The following is an 18,735-nucleotide window of genomic DNA, read 5'->3' as shown; positions in this document are numbered from 1 at the left end:
TATGAAAACACTTGAAGTACATCAAATTGTTCAAAATATGAAAAATAGTTTGTTCAAAAGAGCAAACTCATTTTCCATTGGTATGCTTAAATCTCACTTCAGAGGTACGGGATTGAAGTTTAAGGAACATCAGGTGTATGTTCATGGTGATGACGTACGTTTTATTGATTGGAAAATGGTCGCTAAAACAAATACGCCATATATCAAAACATTTGAAGAAGAAAGAAATGTTGAGATTACAATATTACTTGATTGTAGCCCTGGAATGGTTATCGGACACAATGGGAAGTCAAAACTAGCTGCTGCTTTTGAAATTATCTCATTACTCTACTTACTCTCTGAAAAAACTCATGACTATATTGAAACAATAATTTGTTTGAATGATCGTGTTGTAAGAGTTCAAAAGAAAAGAGGTGAAGCAGGGCTTGTGGCATTTGTTGATGCACTAAGGAAGTCTAACGTTTTAAATACGGTTGGAGAAATTGATACAGAATATCTAGTTTCTCAAAAAGAACGCAACTTTGAAAAGTTTGATGCTGAGTTAGTAAGAGAATTTTATAAGAAAAGAGAAGTTGTTATCCTTAGTGACTTCTATGAGTTCTTATCGCCGGAAACCTTGAAGAGACTAACTGCACGAAAACATGTTCATGCCTTTAGATTACTTTGTCCACTTGATACTTCAAATGAGTTTCGTTTCTCTGTGATTGGACGTATTGCTGGGAAGGGAAGCGGTAAAGTAGATGCCAGACTTAAAGGTAAAGTTGAACCTTTAGATTTTGGGTTCAGACTAAAGGATATAAATGTAGGAGATCGCTACTTGGAAGATTTTGTTAAGGAGATGTTATAATGAGACTACATTTCTTTTATTCACTGCTTTCAATAGTTCTAATGATATTTACTTTTAATGCGAAAGCTCTTGATACTAAAGTAGAACTGAGTCTTGAAGGTGATGAAAAGGCTTGGAGTGTTGGTGAAATTCGTGATTTCAAACTTACAATTTATCCTATAACAGATGTAATTGATGAAGATATTAACAATAATCTAATGTCACGTGACTTCGCTGACATTGTTAAGATATCAAAAATTAATAAACAGTATTTTTTAAAAACAAATCCGCAGTACTATATCATTGAAGCTAGTGGAGTTTTAGTTGCAACACCGAAGAATTCTTTTCCAAAAATTTGGGACTATCGTGGTATGGCCCTAGGTGTTTCATTTTCTGGTATCAATTTTCAAGATACTCAAGTTACACAACAAGATTTCATAGTGTTTGATAAAAAAATAGAAGAGGAAAAATCTTTTGTCGAGTATGTCATATATATAATAGTACTACTAATTGTATGTTTGGCTTCATTTTATGGGTTTCATGTTTACAATATAAAGCAGAGTGCAAAAAGAGTTTTGGCCGAAAAGATTGATCTATTTAAAAATGCTGATACTCGTGAAAAACATGAGGATATCTATTCGAAAAAAATAAATTATGAAGAAATATTTGAAAACGCAGAGTTTTTTAAGGACTACTTAAATAAGATTAATGAGCTTCAATATAAGAGAAGTTGGACCCATGATGATGATATAACAATTTCTGATCTCCATAATCGTGCAAAGGAGAATATCATTGTTAAGTAATTATATCTTTCACAATAAGTATTTATTCATCGTAGGAATTATAGGCTTTCTATTTTGGTGTATTGATTTTTTTGCAATCTTCAAAAAAGGAGAACTAATCCTTCCTCCTCGATATAGCCTGAAGTCTGGGCCATCATTTTTAAGAGGGATTTTATTTCTTATCTCATTTCTATCATGGGCGCTTATTAGTTTTGCTTTAATGGGACCAAAGACTCCTATGGGGAAGAGTAACGTAAAAAAAGAAATTAACGATATTTACTTTGTTGTTGATGTGTCTAGATCAATGTTAGCGGAAGACTTTCCTCCTAATCGTTTAGAAGCTGCAAAAAGTCAGATAAGGAAGTTTGTTGAACTATCTCCAGTTGATCGTATCGGTATAATCATGTTTGGAGATAAGGTATTTACTTTAATTCCAGTAACTACAGACTTAAAGCTTGTAGAACAATCTGTAGAACAAATTAATATAGGATTTCTAGGTTCGGGGACAAATATAGGTGATGCGCTTGGACTCGCCCTCGCTAGATCAGAAACGAGTGTTGCTGAAAATAAGTCAATTGTTTTACTAACTGATGGGAGTGCTAACGCTGGCCTAATGTCTCCTATGCAAGCAGCAGAAAAAGCAAAAGAGTTAGGAATAAAAATTTATACGATTGGTATCGGTGGTGATCCAGATGCGAAGTTACCAATTGGTCGTGATGCTTTTGGGAGAAAGCGGTACCAGAATATGCCTGGCGCAAGTATGGACTTTGAAACTCTACAAAAGATTGCAGAACTATCAGGTGGAAAAGATTTTGTTGCTTCTGATAATGACTCCTTAAATGAAGTTCTTTCAGAGATTAATAAGCTCGAAAGAAAAGGGCTTGAGATTAAAGGTCGTATTATTTATCAAGAGGATTATTATAAGTTTTTACTTGTCGGTGTTTTGCTTTTAATGTTTGTTGAGGGAACTCGACGTTTATACTTAAGGGAAGTTGCATAATGGATTTTGTTAATACGAAGCTATTGATCATTTCTATTATATCGGTTGCTATATTTATTTCACTCTTATACTTATTGAGAAAACGTTTTTTTAAAATAGTTAAACAGGTTTGGAATTTTAATTCTAGACCAATCAGTAAATTATCAATGCTGTGTTATACCTTAGCCTTTTTTGGTTTCGCGTTTTCTCTTGGAGATCTTCGTGGTCCCGAAGAACTTGTTGAATCAAATATTCCTAATCAACGTACACTAATCTTGATTGATAATTCTCTAAGTATGCTAGTTGAAGATATTAGACCTAATCGAATTTCGAAGGCAGCTATTATTGCAAAGCACTTTGTTAAAAATGCTTATGGCCATCAAGTTGCTTTAAGTATTTTCTCTGATATTCAACGTAAAATAGTACCATTTACGGATGATGTCGATATATTAGAATCCCGCCTGGGTACAATGTTGAGTGCAGCACCAGAAGGCGGGTCAAATGTTAGTCTTGCGCTAAAGGAAGCATTCCAATTCTTTAAAACAAGTGATGGATTTTCAAAAGGAAATATTCTACTAATCACAGATGGTGAAGAGCACTCTAATATTGAGGTTGATATTCCTAGTGAAATAAGTTTGGCAATCGTAGGTGTTGGAACAGACGAGGGCGGAAAAATACCTAGGCGTGGAAAACGTGGAAACTTTCTTGGTTATAAAAAGTTCAACAGCGTTGAAATTATTTCTAAGCTAAATAAAAAGTTTTTTGAAGATCTCGTTAATAAATCAAAATATGCAAAAGTATGGTTTGTGGAATCATATAGTTTGCCAACTAAAGAAATTCTAGGGTTCTTTAAAGATATTCATTTGAACTCTTTCACCAAAGGAACATTGAGATCAAGGCCTGTGCTAGGATATTGGCTAATTGTTGTCAGTATTTTTCTTTATGTTTTATCTGTTTTTTTGGGGCGTTTCAAGACATTCAAACCGATAGTCATGATAATTTTAGTTTGTTTATTGATTGTTCCTGCTAACAGTCCCTTAGCACAAGAAGAAGTAGAAGTTGATCCAAAACAAGAAATGCTCGTTGATAAAATGAGAGCGGGTAAAATTTCAAAAGATGAAAAGCTAAAGCTGGCAGAGCTTTTTTTAAAACAAAAGGATGGCCAAAAACAAGCAGCAGAGATCTATAGTGAAACACTGAATAATTATGAAGATGAAGCACCTACTGACCTGTTTAATTATGCAACAGCACTCTTAAAAAATAATCAATTTGTCGATGCAGTTAATCTTTATAAGTATATTTTGGAAAAAAATGCGGACAATAAAGAGCTTGCAGATGCAGTTAAAAAGCAAATTAAATTTGCTCTCCAAAAGCAGAAGCAGGATAAGAAGAAACAAGAACAAGATAAGAAGAAACAAGAAAAGAGTAAAGATAATAAGGATAATAAAGATAGCAAGAATCAAGACCAACAGCAGAAAAAGAAAGATGGTCAAAAAAATAAAGATAGTAATCAAGATCAAAAAAAGCAAGGACAAAAGGGTCAAGAAGATCATAAAAAAGATCAAAAAGAATCTGATAAAGGTAATGAAAAGAAAGATCAAAATAAGTCTGAAAAGAATAATGATAAAAATGAAAAGAATAAGAAAAAGACTCAGCAGCAACAGTGGAAAGAACTTGAAGATCAGGCCAAAAAGAAGAAGCGTATGAGGAAAGCAAATGGAGTCTTTAAGCAAATTATGAATGATGATTCACAACTACAGAAGAAATTTATCGACACAACTTCAGATGGAAATAATAATCGTAAGGATTGGTAATGTTTAAGTATATAATTTTAATTTTATTAACATTTTCTTCTATCGCACAAACTATAACTGCAAAACTAAGTTCATCTGAGGTCGCGTTAGAGGATTCGTTCAAACTAATAATCAATTTCGAGTATCAGGGAGAAACTGAGCCTTATGTAAGCTTTAAGCTTAATAATGCAGAAATAGTATCTGATAACACAAATGATGCGAGTAGACTGATGGTGAAAGGGTATTTTGCTGGCGGTAAAATGATTCAGAAAAAAGTTTATAATTATGTCTATGAACTTAGAGCATTAAAAAAGGGAAGTGCTGTAGTTAGAGATATTAAAGTAGACTTTGGAAATGAAGTTATCAAACACCGATCTTTAACTGTGCGTATTTTGAGTCAGAGGGCCCGTTTGCAAGATTACTTCGTTAGGGCCGAGGTAGATAAAACGCAGGCATATGTTGGAGAGAAGATTGATCTTATCTATTATGTATATTTTAAGGGCGAAATAACTAATCCTGAATTCGTAAAATTTCCAGTACAAAAGAATTTTTTAAAACGTTTTGAGTTACCTAGGACAAATGTTGAAAGAGTAAGTGTACAGGGAGACGTCTATAAACGTATTCCTGTATACAAAAGTGTTCTTTACCCTGAAAAGCCAGGAGACCTTTCAATTGATCCTATTGAAATTCGTTTTCAACACCCTGATTATAAAAATAGACGTGGAAACGCCTTTGGGATGTCGTTTTCATTTAGCTCTTCAACTTATAAATCAAAAACAATTAGAAGTGAACGAATTAAAATTAAGGCCCTTCAAATTCCAATGGAAAATATGCCTAAATCTTTTACTGGGCTCGTTGGTAAACACTCTTTTAGTTTGAGCCTTAATAAAAGTAAAGTTGTTGTGAATGACGTATTAGAAGCTCGTTTAGAAGTTCGGGGTGATGGAGCTCTTGAGAAATTTGATGCTCCTATATTAATCAATTCAGACGCATTCGAAGTTTTCGAGACACGGGCCGAAATGATTGAACAAACTCCGCTTATTAAGAATAAAGTATTTGATTATACGTTCTTAGCAAAAAGAGCAGAGTTTGTATCTCAAAGAAAGATTGAACTATCGACATTTAATCCAATTTCAGGTCAGTTTGAAACGACAGAGTTAATCGTTGACCCACTGGTTATTATCGGCTCAGGTAGTGCTGCATCAAATATTGCTTCTAGTGAAACAAAGGAAGTTGTAAAAAATAATCAAACTGTTTCACCAACTGTACAAAAAACAATACTTGCAGAAAATATAATGGCGCCAATATTTGTTACTTCTAGTAAAAGAAACTTATGGGATATTATCAATTATTCTCTAATGGGAGTCATCGTTTTAATACTAGTGATTACGGCATTCCCTTATATTAAATTTTTTGACAGAGATCCATTTAAGAATCTAAAAAAAGAATTTAACTATTCAAATATTTTTCACTACATCACAATATTTACACCTAGTGTACAGGGTGATAGCTTAAATGATCGTATTAAGGGGATGAAAGTTTCAGATGAAGCTAGAAAGTACTTTTTTGACCTTGTGGATAACGCCGGTAAAAATGAGTATAAAGGGGCCAGGTTGCCTCTTAAATATAAGAAAGAGTACTGGCAAGAACTAGCTAGAGCAGAATATGAAAATAATTAAAAACTTAAACGAAATAAAATGTGATAATTTTGCTGTTACTATCGGTAACTTTGATGGTGTTCACCGTGGCCATCAAAAAATCATTAATCAGATTTATAATGAATGCTATGATGCGGGCTTAAAACTTGTCGTGATAACATTTACTCCACATCCGATAGAGATTCTAAATCCAAAAGAGCATTATCTAATTAATAGTTATGAGGAGAGAAGAGAGCTTCTTTCTAGTCAAAATATTGATTACCTACTAGAGATTGAATTCAATCGTGACCTTTCAATGAAAGAGCCAGAAGTATTCTTAAATGAATATATTTTCAATCATATAGAGCCGAAAAGAATTTATCTAGGTCATGACTTTGCCTTTGGAGCTCAAAAGAAAGGAAATCATGAATTTGTTAAAAGCTTTTGTTCATCAAAGAAGACAGAAGTAAATGTACTTTGCTCTTATGATGTTGAAGGGGATAAGGTCTCAAGTACTGTTGTACGTGAATCTCTGGCAAATGGTGATGTTGAGAGTGTTGGTAAATACTTAGGGCGAAATTATTTTATAAGAGGTCGAGTTATCAAAGGTGCTGGCCGTGGCCGTCAGATTGGAATTCCAACCGCTAATTTGGCCCTCGATCGCTACCGTCGTTACCCCAAAAATGGTGTCTATATTACGAAAACTAAATTTGGTGAATCAACTTGGTACTCAGTAACAAATATCGGTCACAATCCTACATTTACAGATGGAAATAATGTTTTTGTTGAAACACATATTCTAGACTTTGATAATGATATTTATGGAAATGAACTAGAGGTATCATTTATTAAAAGATTAAGAGATGAAAAAAAGTTTTCATCAGTAAATGAACTCATTGAACAAATTAAATTAGATGTGAAAAAGACGCGAGAATATTTTAATGCTTAAGCTGGGTCTTTTGGGAAAGAATATTCAACATTCAAAGTCACCAGATATATATGATGAACTCTATGATGGTAAAGTCAAATACACTCTTTTGGATATTGATGATGAAAAAAATATTCCAAAATTAAAAGAGATATTCTCTAGTCTTCAAGGACTTTCGATTACAGCTCCCTATAAGAAACACTTTCTAAACGAAGTCTCACTAGAAGAGAGCGTAAAGGAAATTGGTGCAATTAATTGCATTAAGTATGATGGAACACAATTTTTTGGCACAAATACTGACTATTTGGCCGCTAAAGAGATCATTCTCAAAAACTCATATGAACAAAGAGATGTTGTTATGCTGGGTGATGGCGCTATGACAAATATGTTCAAAGTTTTATTTAAAGAGCTAAATATCATTTTTCATCAATTCTCTAGACGAAAGAATGGCGATCTTAATTCTGTTAAATATGATTCGTTTGTTGATCTAGATAAGGCACTGTTTATTAATTGTTGCGCACGACAATTTCACTTTAATTCCGAACTATCTAAAAACTCAATTTTTTGGGACATGAACTATTCCCATGAATATCATCTGTCTTTTCTGAGTAATAAACTCACTTATGTAGACGGAAGTGAACTTCTTTACCTACAAGCAGTAGCCGCAAAAAAATTTTGGAACTTTACGTTATAATAGTAAACAAATAGTAAATAATTAGAGTGTCTAAGTATTCAATATTTAAAGAAACTAATATTAGGATAACGTAAGGTGATAAGAAAAGAATTTCTAGAAGTCATTTCAAAAACCGGTATGGTACCACGAAAAGATTTAGTGCCATTAGCTGCGAATAAGAACCCTGGTGTTGTATCAGAATTAGATCTATTAAAGTTTAATTTTTTTGATGATATTAAATTTGCAAAGGCCGTAGCAGAACAAAGTGGCCTAGCTTATGTTGATTTAAAGGAGACTCGTGTACCTGGATCAACACTAAAACTAGTAAAAAAAGGTGTTGCAACAAAATTTCGTATTGTCCCTTTAAAGAGGCAGTCAGGTACTATATCTTTAGCTATTTTCGATCCGTCACTTGTTGAAATTCGTGCAGAGATACAAAAGGAAATTCAATCAAACGTTGAGTTTGTACTTACATCTTTATCTGCATGGAAAACTCTTTATCAAAATATTCAAGCATCAATTGATGAAATTCTTGAAACAGTAAGGGAAGTTAGGGGTGATCAGGCCCAAGGTGATGAGAATGTAAAAGAAGAGGATATTGGTGAAGATATCATCTCATACGTTAATAAAGTATTAGCGGAAGCGTATATTAAAAAGGTATCCGATATTCATGTGGAGCCTTATGAAAATAATTTTAGAATTAGATTTCGATTAGATGGTTCTCTCCATGAGTACGCTGCTCCTCCAAGGTCAATGCTATTGCCATTAGTTTCAAGAATGAAAATTCTTTCACAACTTGATATCTCTGAAAGGAGAATTCCACAAGATGGGCGTATTAAATTAGAGATTGATGGCAACCCTATTGATTATCGTGTTTCTACTCTTCCGACATTATTTGGCGAGAAAGTTGTAATGCGACTTTTGGATCAATCAAATCTTCAGTTAGATATGACAAAGCTAGGTTTCGAAAAAAAACAACTTGAAGTTTTTTTAGAGGGTATTAGACAACCGTATGGAATGTGTCTTGTTACCGGCCCAACAGGTTCAGGGAAAACAACGACTCTATACTCTGCATTGTCAGAACTTAATAATATTGAAAAAAATATTTCGACGGCCGAAGATCCTTGTGAATTTAACTTAGAAGGGATTAATCAGGTAAACGTTAGAAAAGATATTGGACTGGACTTTGCTAGAGCTCTTAAGGCATTTCTTAGACAGGATCCAGACATTATCATGGTTGGAGAGATTCGTGATCAGGAAGTAGGTGAGATTGCCATTGAAGCGGCCTTAACTGGTCACATGGTTTTATCAACTCTTCACACAAATGATGCCCCATCTACAGTTACACGTTTACTAAATATGGGAATAGAACCTTTTCTAGTAACAGGCGCCCTAAATGTCGTTGTTGCACAAAGATTATGTCGAAAGATTTGTGAAAACTGTAAGACTCTCGATAAAAGTGTAACTGTTGATCAAATTGTTGCATGTGGTGTGACTCCAAACTCTGCGAAAAATCTTAAGGTATATCACGGTACAGGTTGTGAGTTTTGTGATGGCTCCGGTTATAAGGGACGAGTTGCTATTTATGAAGTTCTGGAGATGACTCCTGCTGCAAGAGATCTTGTTTTAAAACATTGTTCGTCGGATGACTTGAAAAAGCAGGCAATAGCAGATGGGATGAAGACATTGAGAATGTCGGCCCTGACTAAAGTTGCTGAAGGTGTCACAACTTTAGCTGAAGCAATTAAGAATTCAAGTGTTGATAAATTATAATAATATTTTCTATAGGTGAAATAGATGAGTAGCGATGGTACGCAAACAAAAACTAAAACGGAAACAAAGACTGGTGCTGTCACGAGTGCCGAATCCCTAAAAATCCAACAACTATTTAAGTTGATGGTTGATAATGGTGGCTCAGATTTACACTTAACACCTGGGACAGCTCCAGCAATGAGAGTTAATGGTGATATTGTAAGAGTAAAACTTCCTGCCTTAGATGCTTCTACAAGTAAGTCGCTTATTTATCAAATTCTTTCTGAAGAACAAAGAAATGAATTTGAAAAAAACCTAGAACTCGATCTTGCCTTTGGAATTAAAGGGCTAGCGCGTTTTAGGGCCAATATATTCTATTCAAAAGGTGGAGTGGCCGCAGTATTTCGTTTGATTCCTAGTGCTGTTCCTGACTTTAAAGCACTGAACTTACCAAATGTATTGATGGAAATGACTGATGTTTCAAATGGTCTCTTTCTTGTAACGGGACCAACTGGTTCGGGGAAATCAACAACACTTGCAGCACTTATTAATCGTCTTAATGAGATGGAACCTGCTCATATTGTAACTCTTGAAGACCCTGTCGAATTTGTCCATCCACATAAAACAAGTATTGTGAATCAGCGTGAGATTGGACGTGATACTCACTCATTTGAAAATGCTCTTAAAGGACTCCTAAGACAGGACCCTGATATTGTTCTTGTTGGTGAGATGAGGGATGTGGAAACAATTGAAGCTGCTTTAACTGTTGCGGAAACAGGACACCTAGTTTTTGGTACACTCCACACTAACTCGTGTGTGCAGACGATTAATCGACTTGTAAACGTTTTTCCGTCTGATCAACAAGACCAAGTACGTACACTGCTTTCATTTGTTTTACAAGGAGTTGTCTCACAGCAGCTATTACCAAAAACATATGAACCAGGGCGAGTTGCTTGTCTTGAGATTTTAAGGCCAACACCGGCCATTAGAAATTTAATACGTGAAGATAAAATGCACCAGATTTACTCACAGATGCAAATTGGTCAGGATCAAACAGGAATGACGACAATGAATCAATCTATTAAAAAGCATGTAGATTCTGGTGCAATTGATGTTGAGACAGCAATGTCATATTCAACAAACCCAGAGGAACTAGGTCCACAGCTAGGTATTAAGGAGCGATAGAGTAAGATATGCCACTATATAAATGGGAAGGACTTGATAAGAATGGAAAAAAGGCCAGTGGACAAATCCAGGCCAATGATGAAAAGGATGCGAAGAAGAGACTGCGTGCTCAAGGTAATCGTGTTCGAAAGATTATACCGCCATCTATTTTTGAATTTGATATTAACGCATGGTTAATTGAGAAGGGAATTGGTTCGGCCTTCGGTGCTCCCGAATTAATGAATTTTACTAAGCAATTATCAATTATGATCAATGCAGGTGTACCTATTATTTTAGCACTTGAGATTATTTATAAATCAGAAAAGAATCCATCTTTGAAAAATGCTGTTAAGAATATTGCAACAGACGTAGCAGAAGGGAATACTCTTGCAGAGAGTATGCGTAAACAACAAGGTTTCGATAATCTCTATTGTAACCTTGTTAAGGCAGGTGAGATTGGTGGGATTCTTGATGAGATCTTATCTAAACTTACTGAGCATTTAGAAAAACAAGAAAAAATAAAAAAACAAATCAAATCAGCTATGAGCTATCCATTAATTGTTTCCGGTATTGGTGCACTTGTTGTTTGGGGTCTTATTACATACGTTGTACCTCAGTTTACTGGAATGCTTGCTGATACAGGACAAGAACTTCCTTGGATTACTCAGTTTGTTATTGATACGTCGGAGTTCTTTGGTGAGTACTCAGGGAAAATGATTATAGGTGGAATTGTTACTATGATTTTCCTTACATACTTTGTTAAGACTCCACAGGGAAAGATTGCTTTTGATAAGTTTGCTATGAATATCCCAGCATTTGGTAAGGTTATTATAAAAGGAAGCTTGGCTCAATTTTCGAGAACATTGTCGACTCTTCTTGGTTCAGGTGTTGCTCTAATTGATGCTTTAGAAATATGTGTTGAGACAATTGATAATACTGTAATCAGTGGTGACATCAAGGAAGTTAGAAAGAAGGTTATTGAGGGAAAAACTTTAACTGAACCTCTTACAAAGATTGACTACTTTCCAGAGATGGTTGCGCAAATGATTAAAGTTGGTGAATCCACAGGTTCAATTGATCAAATGTTAGCGAAAATCTCTGTTGTTTTTGAAGATGAAGTTAATGATGCAATTACTGCTGCAACAAAAATGTTAGAACCTTTAGTTTTAGTGGTTCTAGGTGGAATTATTGGTGGTGTACTTATAGCAATTTACTTACCAATGTTCATGTCAGCAGGAGCCTAAATAGCTGGATTGACAGACTTTAGTGGCAAGATTGTCGTTATAATAAATTATTAGTCTAGCGTAAGTTGTTAATATTATTGAAAGCTAATATTTAAATTAAATATACCGTAAAGTTATTATAGGAGTGGTTAAATCTTAATTTTGGCCAAGCCTTATATATTTATAATTAATCTATCTAAATTAGGTTAACGAGGAGAAAAGACATGAAATTTACAAACGAGTTGAGAAACTCTAAGGGGTTTACCCTGGTTGAGTTGATGGTCGTTGTTGCCATCATCGGAATTCTATCTGCGGTAGCAATTCCAAACTTTAAAAAGTACCAAGCAAAAACGAAAACTTCTGAAGCAAAGCTTCAACTAGCTTCAATTTATTCAGCGATGACTGCTATCCAAACTGATTATGATTCTTTTGGTACATGTCTAGGTGATGCTGGTTACGTATCTCCAAACGGTACATGGGACTCTTCTACACCAACGAGTGGAAGTAACTATTATTCAATTGGATTTAGTGCTGCTAATTCTACGCCAAACCAAATTGTTAGGGATAATGGTGGAACTTGTCAAAATATTGAATTTGGTGCACCTGCATTTAGAAAAGTTGGGGGACAGAGAACAACTGTTGCTAACATCTCGACTATTGCAATTTCAAACATGGGTGATGGTTCACAAACAGCACCAGGAGTTGATGCTCAGGGTGGTTACTTTGTAGCTGGTGCAATCGGTTACATCGATTCAGATTTCATTACTACAGCTAATGCAAGTAAGTGGGCGATTGATCAAGATAAAGTACTTAGAGAAATTAATAAGGGTTATTAATCTTTTAACAAGTAACCTTAGACAGAAGGCTTCATTTATTTGAGGCCTTCTTTATCTCTTCTATTTTCTTTCGTAAAATCTCTCTTTCTTTACTGTCTTTTGTTTTATTCATCTGTAACATTAAAAGTTGAATATGGGATTCTTTAGTTTTCTTCTTATCCTTTGCTTCTTTTATTAACCTTGGAAGTATAATGAAATTTGTTGCATATGGACTTTGTTGAATCTTTTGATACAAAATAAGTGAGTTATTATAGTCTCTAAGTTGGAAGTGATAGTTGAATGCAGCATTATACATTAGGCGATAGTCATTTGGAAAAACTTCCAAACCTCTATTGAAGATTATTTCTGCGCCTATGATATCATCTTTAATAATCGATAAATAAATACCACCATGAAGGTAGTTCTCATAAAACCCTCTGTCTAGGTCAGCTATTAGTTTGAAGCGATAATATAGCCAAGATTTCTCTCCGCTTTTCACGTGCTCAACATCAGCATCCAGTAGTGTTTTGGTCCAGTAGTAGCTGGAAATAAAGCGGTAATTTCCAAATGATATAACCTTTATAAAGTCACTGTTTAAGGTAGTAAATAACTCAGGATTAATAGGCTTTCTAAATGAAAGCATTTGGTTAATACCTACTAAAAAAGTGAATAGGATCAGTGGAATGAATTTATTTGCAAGTTGTGTTTTCTTCATGAGCATATCTGATTATACTGGTATTAAAAAAAATAAAAAGGCTTCTATGTTAATTTGTAAAAATATATCGAAATCGTTTAAGAAAGATTTCTGGAATAAAGATTTCGTGGCATTACATGATGTTAATTTTGAACTTAATGATGGAAAGATTGTTGGTTTTTTGGGTGCAAATGGTGCTGGAAAAACAACATTAATTAAAATAATACTTGGATTCATTAAACCAAATACAGGCTCAGTTAAGATTTTAGATATTGATTGGACTGAAGATGAAGTAAGGAAACTTATTGGTTATATGCCTGAGCGTCCATTTTATTATCAGAATCTCACAGGACATGAATTCTTAACTTATTGTGGTGAATTACAAGAGATTGATAAAGAAACAATAGATAAAAATATAGAAAAATGGGCGACTAAGCTAGAAATAAAGTTTGCCTTAGATAGAAAAATTAAAGGCTACTCTAAAGGTATGTTGCAACGTCTTGGGTTTGTTTCTGTACTTCTACATAATCCACGTCTTATTATTTTAGATGAGCCACTTTCTGGATTGGATCCAATTGGTCGTAAAGAGTTTAAAGATGTTATTAAAGAAGTTAATGAAGAGGGTGTTGGTGTTTTCTTTTCTTCACATATTGTAAATGATGTTGAAGAAGTTTGTCATGATGTCGTAGTTCTAGAGAGTGGAAATATTATTTATAATGGTCCAATCAAGGAATTAGTTTCTCAAAATACAAGTAATAAATTTGTTATAAAGTATAATGATGGAATCAAGGACTGTGAATTAATTGTGGAGGAATCACTTAAAGATAAGAAAATGCTAGAACTAATTGAGTCTGGAGCAATAATATCAAAATTAATTAGAGAAACCTCGTCTCTAGAAGAAATTGTATATCGGTTAAATAAATGAATAATATATTAACAATCGCAAAATTTACATTTAAAGATATCGTTAAGAGTAGGGTTCTTTATCTTACTCTATGGATTGCTCTCTTTGTTTTAACTTTAAGTTATATAACCTCAGAATTTTCTTATGGGAATGTTTTGAGGATATCAATTGATTTCGGTCTTGGTGGAGCATCTTTGGCCGCAAATCTATTGGCTATTTTTGTAGGTGTAAATGTACTTTCTGATGAAATTGAATCTAGAACTATTTACATAACTCTGTCTCGTCCTATTTCAAGAGTTAAGTTTTTATTAGGTAAGATTTTGGGTGTTTCTTCGATTCTAGTTCTAAGTGCTTTAATCATTTTTGGAACTTCTCTCGTGGTTTATTTAATTCGTGGTGGAGTTTTGGATAGTATTATTATTAATTCGCTGTTTTTAGGGATTTTAGAATCAATTCTTTTATTTTTAGTAGTTCTGTTTTTTAGTTTAATAACTTCACGTGCACTTAGTGTTATTAATACTGTTGTTATATATTTTGTTGGTCATGCAATAACACATATCTCTAGTTTGTCTTTTGTAAAAAGTCGAGAAGGATTAGAACTAATTCTTAGGCTCTATAAAGCAGTTTTGCCTGACTTGAATTTACTTAATTACAAACCTTTTGTTTTCAATGCTGAACTTGTCTCAAGTCAAAATATCATTAATAGTTATCTATATGGTGTTACTTATATCTTGGTGCTTTCATTCATTAATGCTTTTGTTTTCAAAAATAAAGAGTTGAGCTAATGATATTTCTATTTAAAATCTATGCATTTATTTTTGGTGCTCTTATTGGGAGTTTCTTAAATGTTTTAATACTTAGACTTCCGACTAATGAGAAGTTTTTTATTGATCGTTCTCGTTGTCCTAAATGTGGATTTCGACTTAAATGGTTTCATAATATTCCAATTTTAAGTTTTGTAGGTTTATTGGGGAAGTGTGCCAATTGTAAAACAAAAATAAGTTTTCAGTATCCAGTAATAGAGCTTTTAACAGCGTCAATCTCTCTCTTGTTATTTGGTAACGATATCAGTTTCCATGGCCTAACTTCCTATTTATTCTTCTTCACAATTGCCTGTTGTTTACTTGTCCACTTTGTTATTGATATTCGACACCAAATCTTACCTGATGTTATCAATGTATACCTTGGTGTGATCTTCTTTATTCATGTTGTGTTCTTCTTTCATTGGAAACACTGGGTACTTGGTAGTTTAATAGGATTCTTAGTACCTTACTTAATTACTTACCTATTTTATAAAATTAAGGGTGTAATAGGTCTTGGAGGTGGAGATATCAAGCTCTTTGGCGTCTTAGGTATATATCTCGGTCCACTTGGTATTATTCACAATATGCTCTTTTCTTGTATTCTTGGAAGTATACTGATGCTTCCACTGTTGATGTTTAAGGTTATCAAAAGAGATCAGGCAGTAGCCTTTGGGCCATTTATAATAATCGTTGCTGTTATTCAAATCTACTTTCCTAACGTGTTTAAAATGATGCTGAGCGCATTACTGTTTTAAATAACTTCTTGAAATGACTGGACTGTGCAGAGTATAATAAAATAATACTTTGATAGGTCACGGATGAAGAAGAATATTGATATACAGGATGTTATATTTAAAATTAGGGAAGGTTTAGGTTTAGTTCCTAAAGAACTTATTGGCGTTGACATTGGTCAAAGCTCGGTAAAGATCTCTAAAATAGTCACTAAAAACGATACTTATAAATTAGTTAAGTATGCATCTGTTCCTCTTCCTGAAGCTGCAATTATTGAAGATGAAATTCAAGATGAAGAAGCTCTCAAAGAAGCTTTAGAGGATGCTTTTAAAGAAGCTAAAGTAACAGAGCCATATATTTGTCTTGGTTTATCCGGCCCCAATACAGTCATAAAAAAATTGCAATTAGCTGGTGGTGATGACGAAGAACTTGAGGACCAAGTTATTTGGGAAGCTGAGCAGTATCTTCCATTTCCTGTTGAGGATTGTAATATTGACTGGTATGTCATTGGCGAAAACATGGGGGGTGGTCTCGATGTTATTGTCTGTGCAGTTAAGAAGGATGTTCTCGAGTCATTCAAGTCAATTATTGAGTCATTAGGTAAAATCGTTAAAGTGGTTGATTTATGTTCAATTGCTCTCACTAACATCTATGAGCTTGCTTCTGAAGATGATGATATTGAAAGTAATATTAATAATGATTTTGACGACGAAGTTTTTGAATCTACATCAAGTACAGATGTAAACAAGGTGCTAATTCCTTCAAGTTTATTAATAGATATAGGATCACAGGCGACAGTATTTATTGTTCTTAAAAAGGGAATTCCTGTTTTTGTTAAGGAAATCATTATTGGTGGTGCCAGCATTACCGAAGAGATCCAAAGACAATTAGGTGTCACCTTTCGAGAAGCAGAAGACTTAAAAAAGATGTCTGCTGGTGGAGGAGTTCCAGATGATGTCTTGATGATTATTAATGAAATCAACGGAACGCTGGTTAATGAGTTAAAAAAGGCACATGATTTTTATATTAATGCTACATCAGACGATTCATTGAAAAATATTACTGTGACAGGGGGCTCTGTTCGATTACCAAATTTACTAGAAGAAATTCGATCTTCATTTGGAGTTGATGTAAGCGTACTGAATCCATTTAATGAGATTGAGTTTAATGAAAGTGATTTCGATGATGATGAATTAAATGCAATGGCCCACGAAGGTGTTGTTTCATTTGGATTGGCCCTTAGGGAGTTTCCAAAATGATAGAAATTAACTTATTAGAGAAAAAGAAGCCAATAGAGCTTCCTGTTATACTTGGTGTTGATCTTAATAAAGTGAATAAGAAATCACTCGTGATTGCTTATGTTTTGTATTATGTAATGACATCTTATTTAGTACCAAATTTTAAAAATCAAAATAAAGATATTCAGGATCAGATCGTTCAACAAAGAGCGACTTATAATAAGCTAAAGAAAGAAGTCGATTCTTATGGTTCTTTAACAGAAGTAATGGATGCATTTACGAAACGAATTGAAGAGCTTAAAAGCCGTGAGGCCCTTGTTGCACAAGTTATGTCGAAGAAATCAAATCCATATAAAGTGTTAAGAGGTCTATCTGGATCTTTAAATGATGATATCTGGTTCAATACACTTACTATCGATGATGAGAAGGTTATCAAAATTGAAGGGGAGTCCATTTCTTTTTCTTCAGTTGGGGACTTCATTAATAATGTAAAAGAGCTAGAATATTTCATTCCAAGAAATGGTTTTAGCTCAGAGACCTTTGGAATGAAAGAATTGAAAGAGATACAGGACCAGCTATATGGTGAGAATGTAACGTTACAAAGTTTTTCGATTGAAGGGAAAGTTCAATCATATGGAGATCTTTAGTAATGTTATCATTAATTAATAAGTTATATTTACTACTTATTTTTTGGGGAGCCTTTCAAGTGTACGAGGCTTATAATTTAGTTGATTCAGAAAGAGAAATTTTACAATCTGATCTGAATGCAATAAATGGCCGAATAGCTAAGAAGAAAAAAGAACTAAAAAAACTTAAAGATTATGAGAGAGATGTTGAGCAAAAGAAAGAAGAAATTGAGACAGTTGCTCAAAAACTAGAAGAAACACAAAGACGCTTACCTAAAGATATAAGTGATAATGAAAGTATTAATCTTATTAAGAAGTTGGGTGAGAGCCTTAAGGTAAAAGATGTACAAATCAATCCAAGTGGCCAAGAAGAGAATGGATTTTATATCACAAAGTATTACACATTTTCTGGAAAAGGAACGTATCTACAGTTCTTACTACTACTAGAGAATATATCTAAACAAGAAAGAATTCTTAATGTTAGAGATATTAACTTAAGTAAAATTACAAAAACGAATAAGTCTAGATACGAGATTATAAATCTTTATGCGACAATTGAGAGTTATATTTATAATCAAAATCATAGAGAAAATCGTGGTATTAAGGAAATTGAGCAGCAGTTAAGTGAAAAACAAAAAAAGACTGCACCGAAGAAGAGAACTAGGAAGAGAAAATGAAAAAAATTAGCAACGTAATGCTCATCTGTTTATTTTCGTATCTCTCATTTGGAGATGTATCTTCTGACTTAAGCTCTGGACGAAATATTCGTGACCCATTTAAGGTAAAGTATAAGAAGAAAATGGGTAATAAGAAGGCCAGAAGAGAGAAGTTTACTGGGTTTTCAAATAAGCTCACTACAGACCACTTAAGAATTGATCGTTTAAGAGTAACGGGAATATTCTTAGGTAAAGATGCAAGAGCAATTATTAAACAAGTTGACGATGAAGGACTATCTGAAGCTGTTATAATTAAAGAAGGGATGAAAATTGGCCCAGATCAAGTTGAAGTTAAAGCAATTTTACCTGGTGGGGTTGTATTAGTTGAGAAAATTATTAATGTATATGATGAAGAAGAGTATCTAGAAACAATACTCCCTTTATCAGAGTAATGCATAATACTTTTATAAAACTCAAATTGTGATATCATAAATATATAATAATTTTACT

Annotated in this window: 19 protein-coding genes; 18 read left to right on the top strand and 1 reads right to left on the bottom strand. The window is 33.7% G+C overall.

Features of this window, described 5'->3' with window-relative positions:
- Window position 1 precedes the first annotated feature (1 nt).
- The 11 genes from M902_RS09225 to M902_RS16795 all read left to right on the top strand — a co-directional run bounded on the left by M902_RS09225 (window position 2) and on the right by M902_RS16795 (window position 12,593).
- Window positions 2-847 carry a DUF58 domain-containing protein gene (locus M902_RS09225; RefSeq protein ID WP_021267619.1) on the top strand — a complete coding sequence of 282 codons (846 nt, stop codon included), beginning with the start codon at window positions 2-4 and terminating at the stop codon, window positions 845-847.
- Entirely contained in the window at window positions 847-1,629 is a 783-nt protein-coding gene (locus M902_RS09220; protein WP_021267722.1) for a hypothetical protein, read from the top strand. The genes M902_RS09225 and M902_RS09220 overlap by 1 nt, the downstream gene beginning before the upstream one ends.
- Window positions 1,619-2,608 (top strand): VWA domain-containing protein, encoded by a 990-nt coding sequence (locus M902_RS09215; RefSeq protein WP_021267647.1) that lies wholly within the window; start codon window positions 1,619-1,621, stop codon window positions 2,606-2,608. Before M902_RS09220 ends, M902_RS09215 begins: the two co-directional genes overlap by 11 nt.
- A 146-nt stretch (window positions 2,609-2,754) precedes the next feature.
- The gene (locus M902_RS09210) at window positions 2,755-4,401 is read left to right on the top strand and encodes a VWA domain-containing protein (protein ID WP_198011890.1); all 1,647 of its coding nucleotides are present in this window, start codon (window positions 2,755-2,757) and stop codon (window positions 4,399-4,401) included.
- A complete protein-coding gene (locus tag M902_RS09205; protein ID WP_021267469.1) occupies window positions 4,401-6,059 on the top strand; it encodes a BatD family protein in 1,659 nt (552 codons plus the stop codon). The genes M902_RS09210 and M902_RS09205 overlap by 1 nt, the downstream gene beginning before the upstream one ends.
- Window positions 6,046-6,966, top strand: coding sequence for a bifunctional riboflavin kinase/FAD synthetase (locus tag M902_RS09200; RefSeq protein WP_021267503.1), 921 nt, complete (start codon window positions 6,046-6,048; stop codon window positions 6,964-6,966). The genes M902_RS09205 and M902_RS09200 overlap by 14 nt, the downstream gene beginning before the upstream one ends.
- The gene (locus tag M902_RS09195) at window positions 6,959-7,639 is read left to right on the top strand and encodes a shikimate dehydrogenase substrate-binding domain protein (RefSeq protein ID WP_021267649.1); all 681 of its coding nucleotides are present in this window, start codon (window positions 6,959-6,961) and stop codon (window positions 7,637-7,639) included. Before M902_RS09200 ends, M902_RS09195 begins: the two co-directional genes overlap by 8 nt.
- A 75-nt stretch (window positions 7,640-7,714) precedes the next feature.
- Window positions 7,715-9,391, top strand: a complete 1,677-nt coding sequence (locus M902_RS09190) for a GspE/PulE family protein (RefSeq protein ID WP_021267484.1) — start codon at window positions 7,715-7,717, stop codon at window positions 9,389-9,391.
- Between the two features lie 24 nt (window positions 9,392-9,415).
- Window positions 9,416-10,555 carry a type IV pilus twitching motility protein PilT gene (locus M902_RS09185; protein WP_021267562.1) on the top strand — a complete coding sequence of 380 codons (1,140 nt, stop codon included), beginning with the start codon at window positions 9,416-9,418 and terminating at the stop codon, window positions 10,553-10,555.
- A gap of 8 nt (window positions 10,556-10,563) precedes the next feature.
- Window positions 10,564-11,778 carry a type II secretion system F family protein gene (locus M902_RS09180; protein ID WP_021267460.1) on the top strand — a complete coding sequence of 405 codons (1,215 nt, stop codon included), beginning with the start codon at window positions 10,564-10,566 and terminating at the stop codon, window positions 11,776-11,778.
- Between the two features lie 203 nt (window positions 11,779-11,981).
- Complete coding sequence (locus M902_RS16795; protein WP_021267733.1) at window positions 11,982-12,593, top strand: type IV pilin protein; 612 nt, start codon at window positions 11,982-11,984, stop codon at window positions 12,591-12,593.
- A 31-nt stretch (window positions 12,594-12,624) separates the two neighbouring features.
- Here the strand turns inward: M902_RS16795 and M902_RS09170 are convergent, their stop codons facing one another.
- Window positions 12,625-13,287: a hypothetical protein gene (locus M902_RS09170; protein ID WP_021267728.1), complete on the bottom strand. Its 663-nt coding sequence runs from the start codon at window positions 13,285-13,287 to the stop codon at window positions 12,625-12,627.
- Window positions 13,288-13,333: 46 nt separating this feature from the next.
- Here M902_RS09170 and M902_RS09165 point away from each other — a divergent pair, with 46 nt between their 5' ends.
- From M902_RS09165 to M902_RS09135, 7 genes are all read left to right on the top strand, one after another.
- On the top strand, window positions 13,334-14,191 hold the full coding sequence (locus M902_RS09165; protein WP_021267652.1) for an ABC transporter ATP-binding protein: 858 nt from the start codon (window positions 13,334-13,336) through the stop codon (window positions 14,189-14,191).
- Window positions 14,188-14,955, top strand: coding sequence for an ABC transporter permease (locus tag M902_RS09160; RefSeq protein ID WP_021267567.1), 768 nt, complete (start codon window positions 14,188-14,190; stop codon window positions 14,953-14,955). The genes M902_RS09165 and M902_RS09160 overlap by 4 nt, the downstream gene beginning before the upstream one ends.
- Window positions 14,955-15,728 carry an A24 family peptidase gene (locus M902_RS09155; protein ID WP_021267509.1) on the top strand — a complete coding sequence of 258 codons (774 nt, stop codon included), beginning with the start codon at window positions 14,955-14,957 and terminating at the stop codon, window positions 15,726-15,728. Before M902_RS09160 ends, M902_RS09155 begins: the two co-directional genes overlap by 1 nt.
- Window positions 15,729-15,791: 63 nt before the next feature.
- The gene (gene pilM, locus M902_RS09150) at window positions 15,792-16,964 is read left to right on the top strand and encodes a type IV pilus assembly protein PilM (protein WP_021267407.1); all 1,173 of its coding nucleotides are present in this window, start codon (window positions 15,792-15,794) and stop codon (window positions 16,962-16,964) included.
- Window positions 16,961-17,590: a PilN domain-containing protein gene (locus M902_RS09145; protein ID WP_021267747.1), complete on the top strand. Its 630-nt coding sequence runs from the start codon at window positions 16,961-16,963 to the stop codon at window positions 17,588-17,590. The genes pilM and M902_RS09145 overlap by 4 nt, the downstream gene beginning before the upstream one ends.
- A 59-nt stretch (window positions 17,591-17,649) precedes the next feature.
- On the top strand, window positions 17,650-18,246 hold the full coding sequence (pilO, locus tag M902_RS09140; RefSeq protein WP_198011889.1) for a type 4a pilus biogenesis protein PilO: 597 nt from the start codon (window positions 17,650-17,652) through the stop codon (window positions 18,244-18,246).
- A complete protein-coding gene (locus tag M902_RS09135; RefSeq protein WP_021267466.1) occupies window positions 18,243-18,677 on the top strand; it encodes a hypothetical protein in 435 nt (144 codons plus the stop codon). Before pilO ends, M902_RS09135 begins: the two co-directional genes overlap by 4 nt.
- Window positions 18,678-18,735 lie beyond the last annotated feature (58 nt).

Origin of the sequence: Bacteriovorax sp. BAL6_X (genome assembly GCF_000443995.1) — a bacterium.
Lineage (GTDB): Bacteria > Bdellovibrionota > Bacteriovoracia > Bacteriovoracales > Bacteriovoracaceae > Halobacteriovorax_A.
This window is presented reverse-complemented; position numbering and strand designations above follow the sequence as displayed.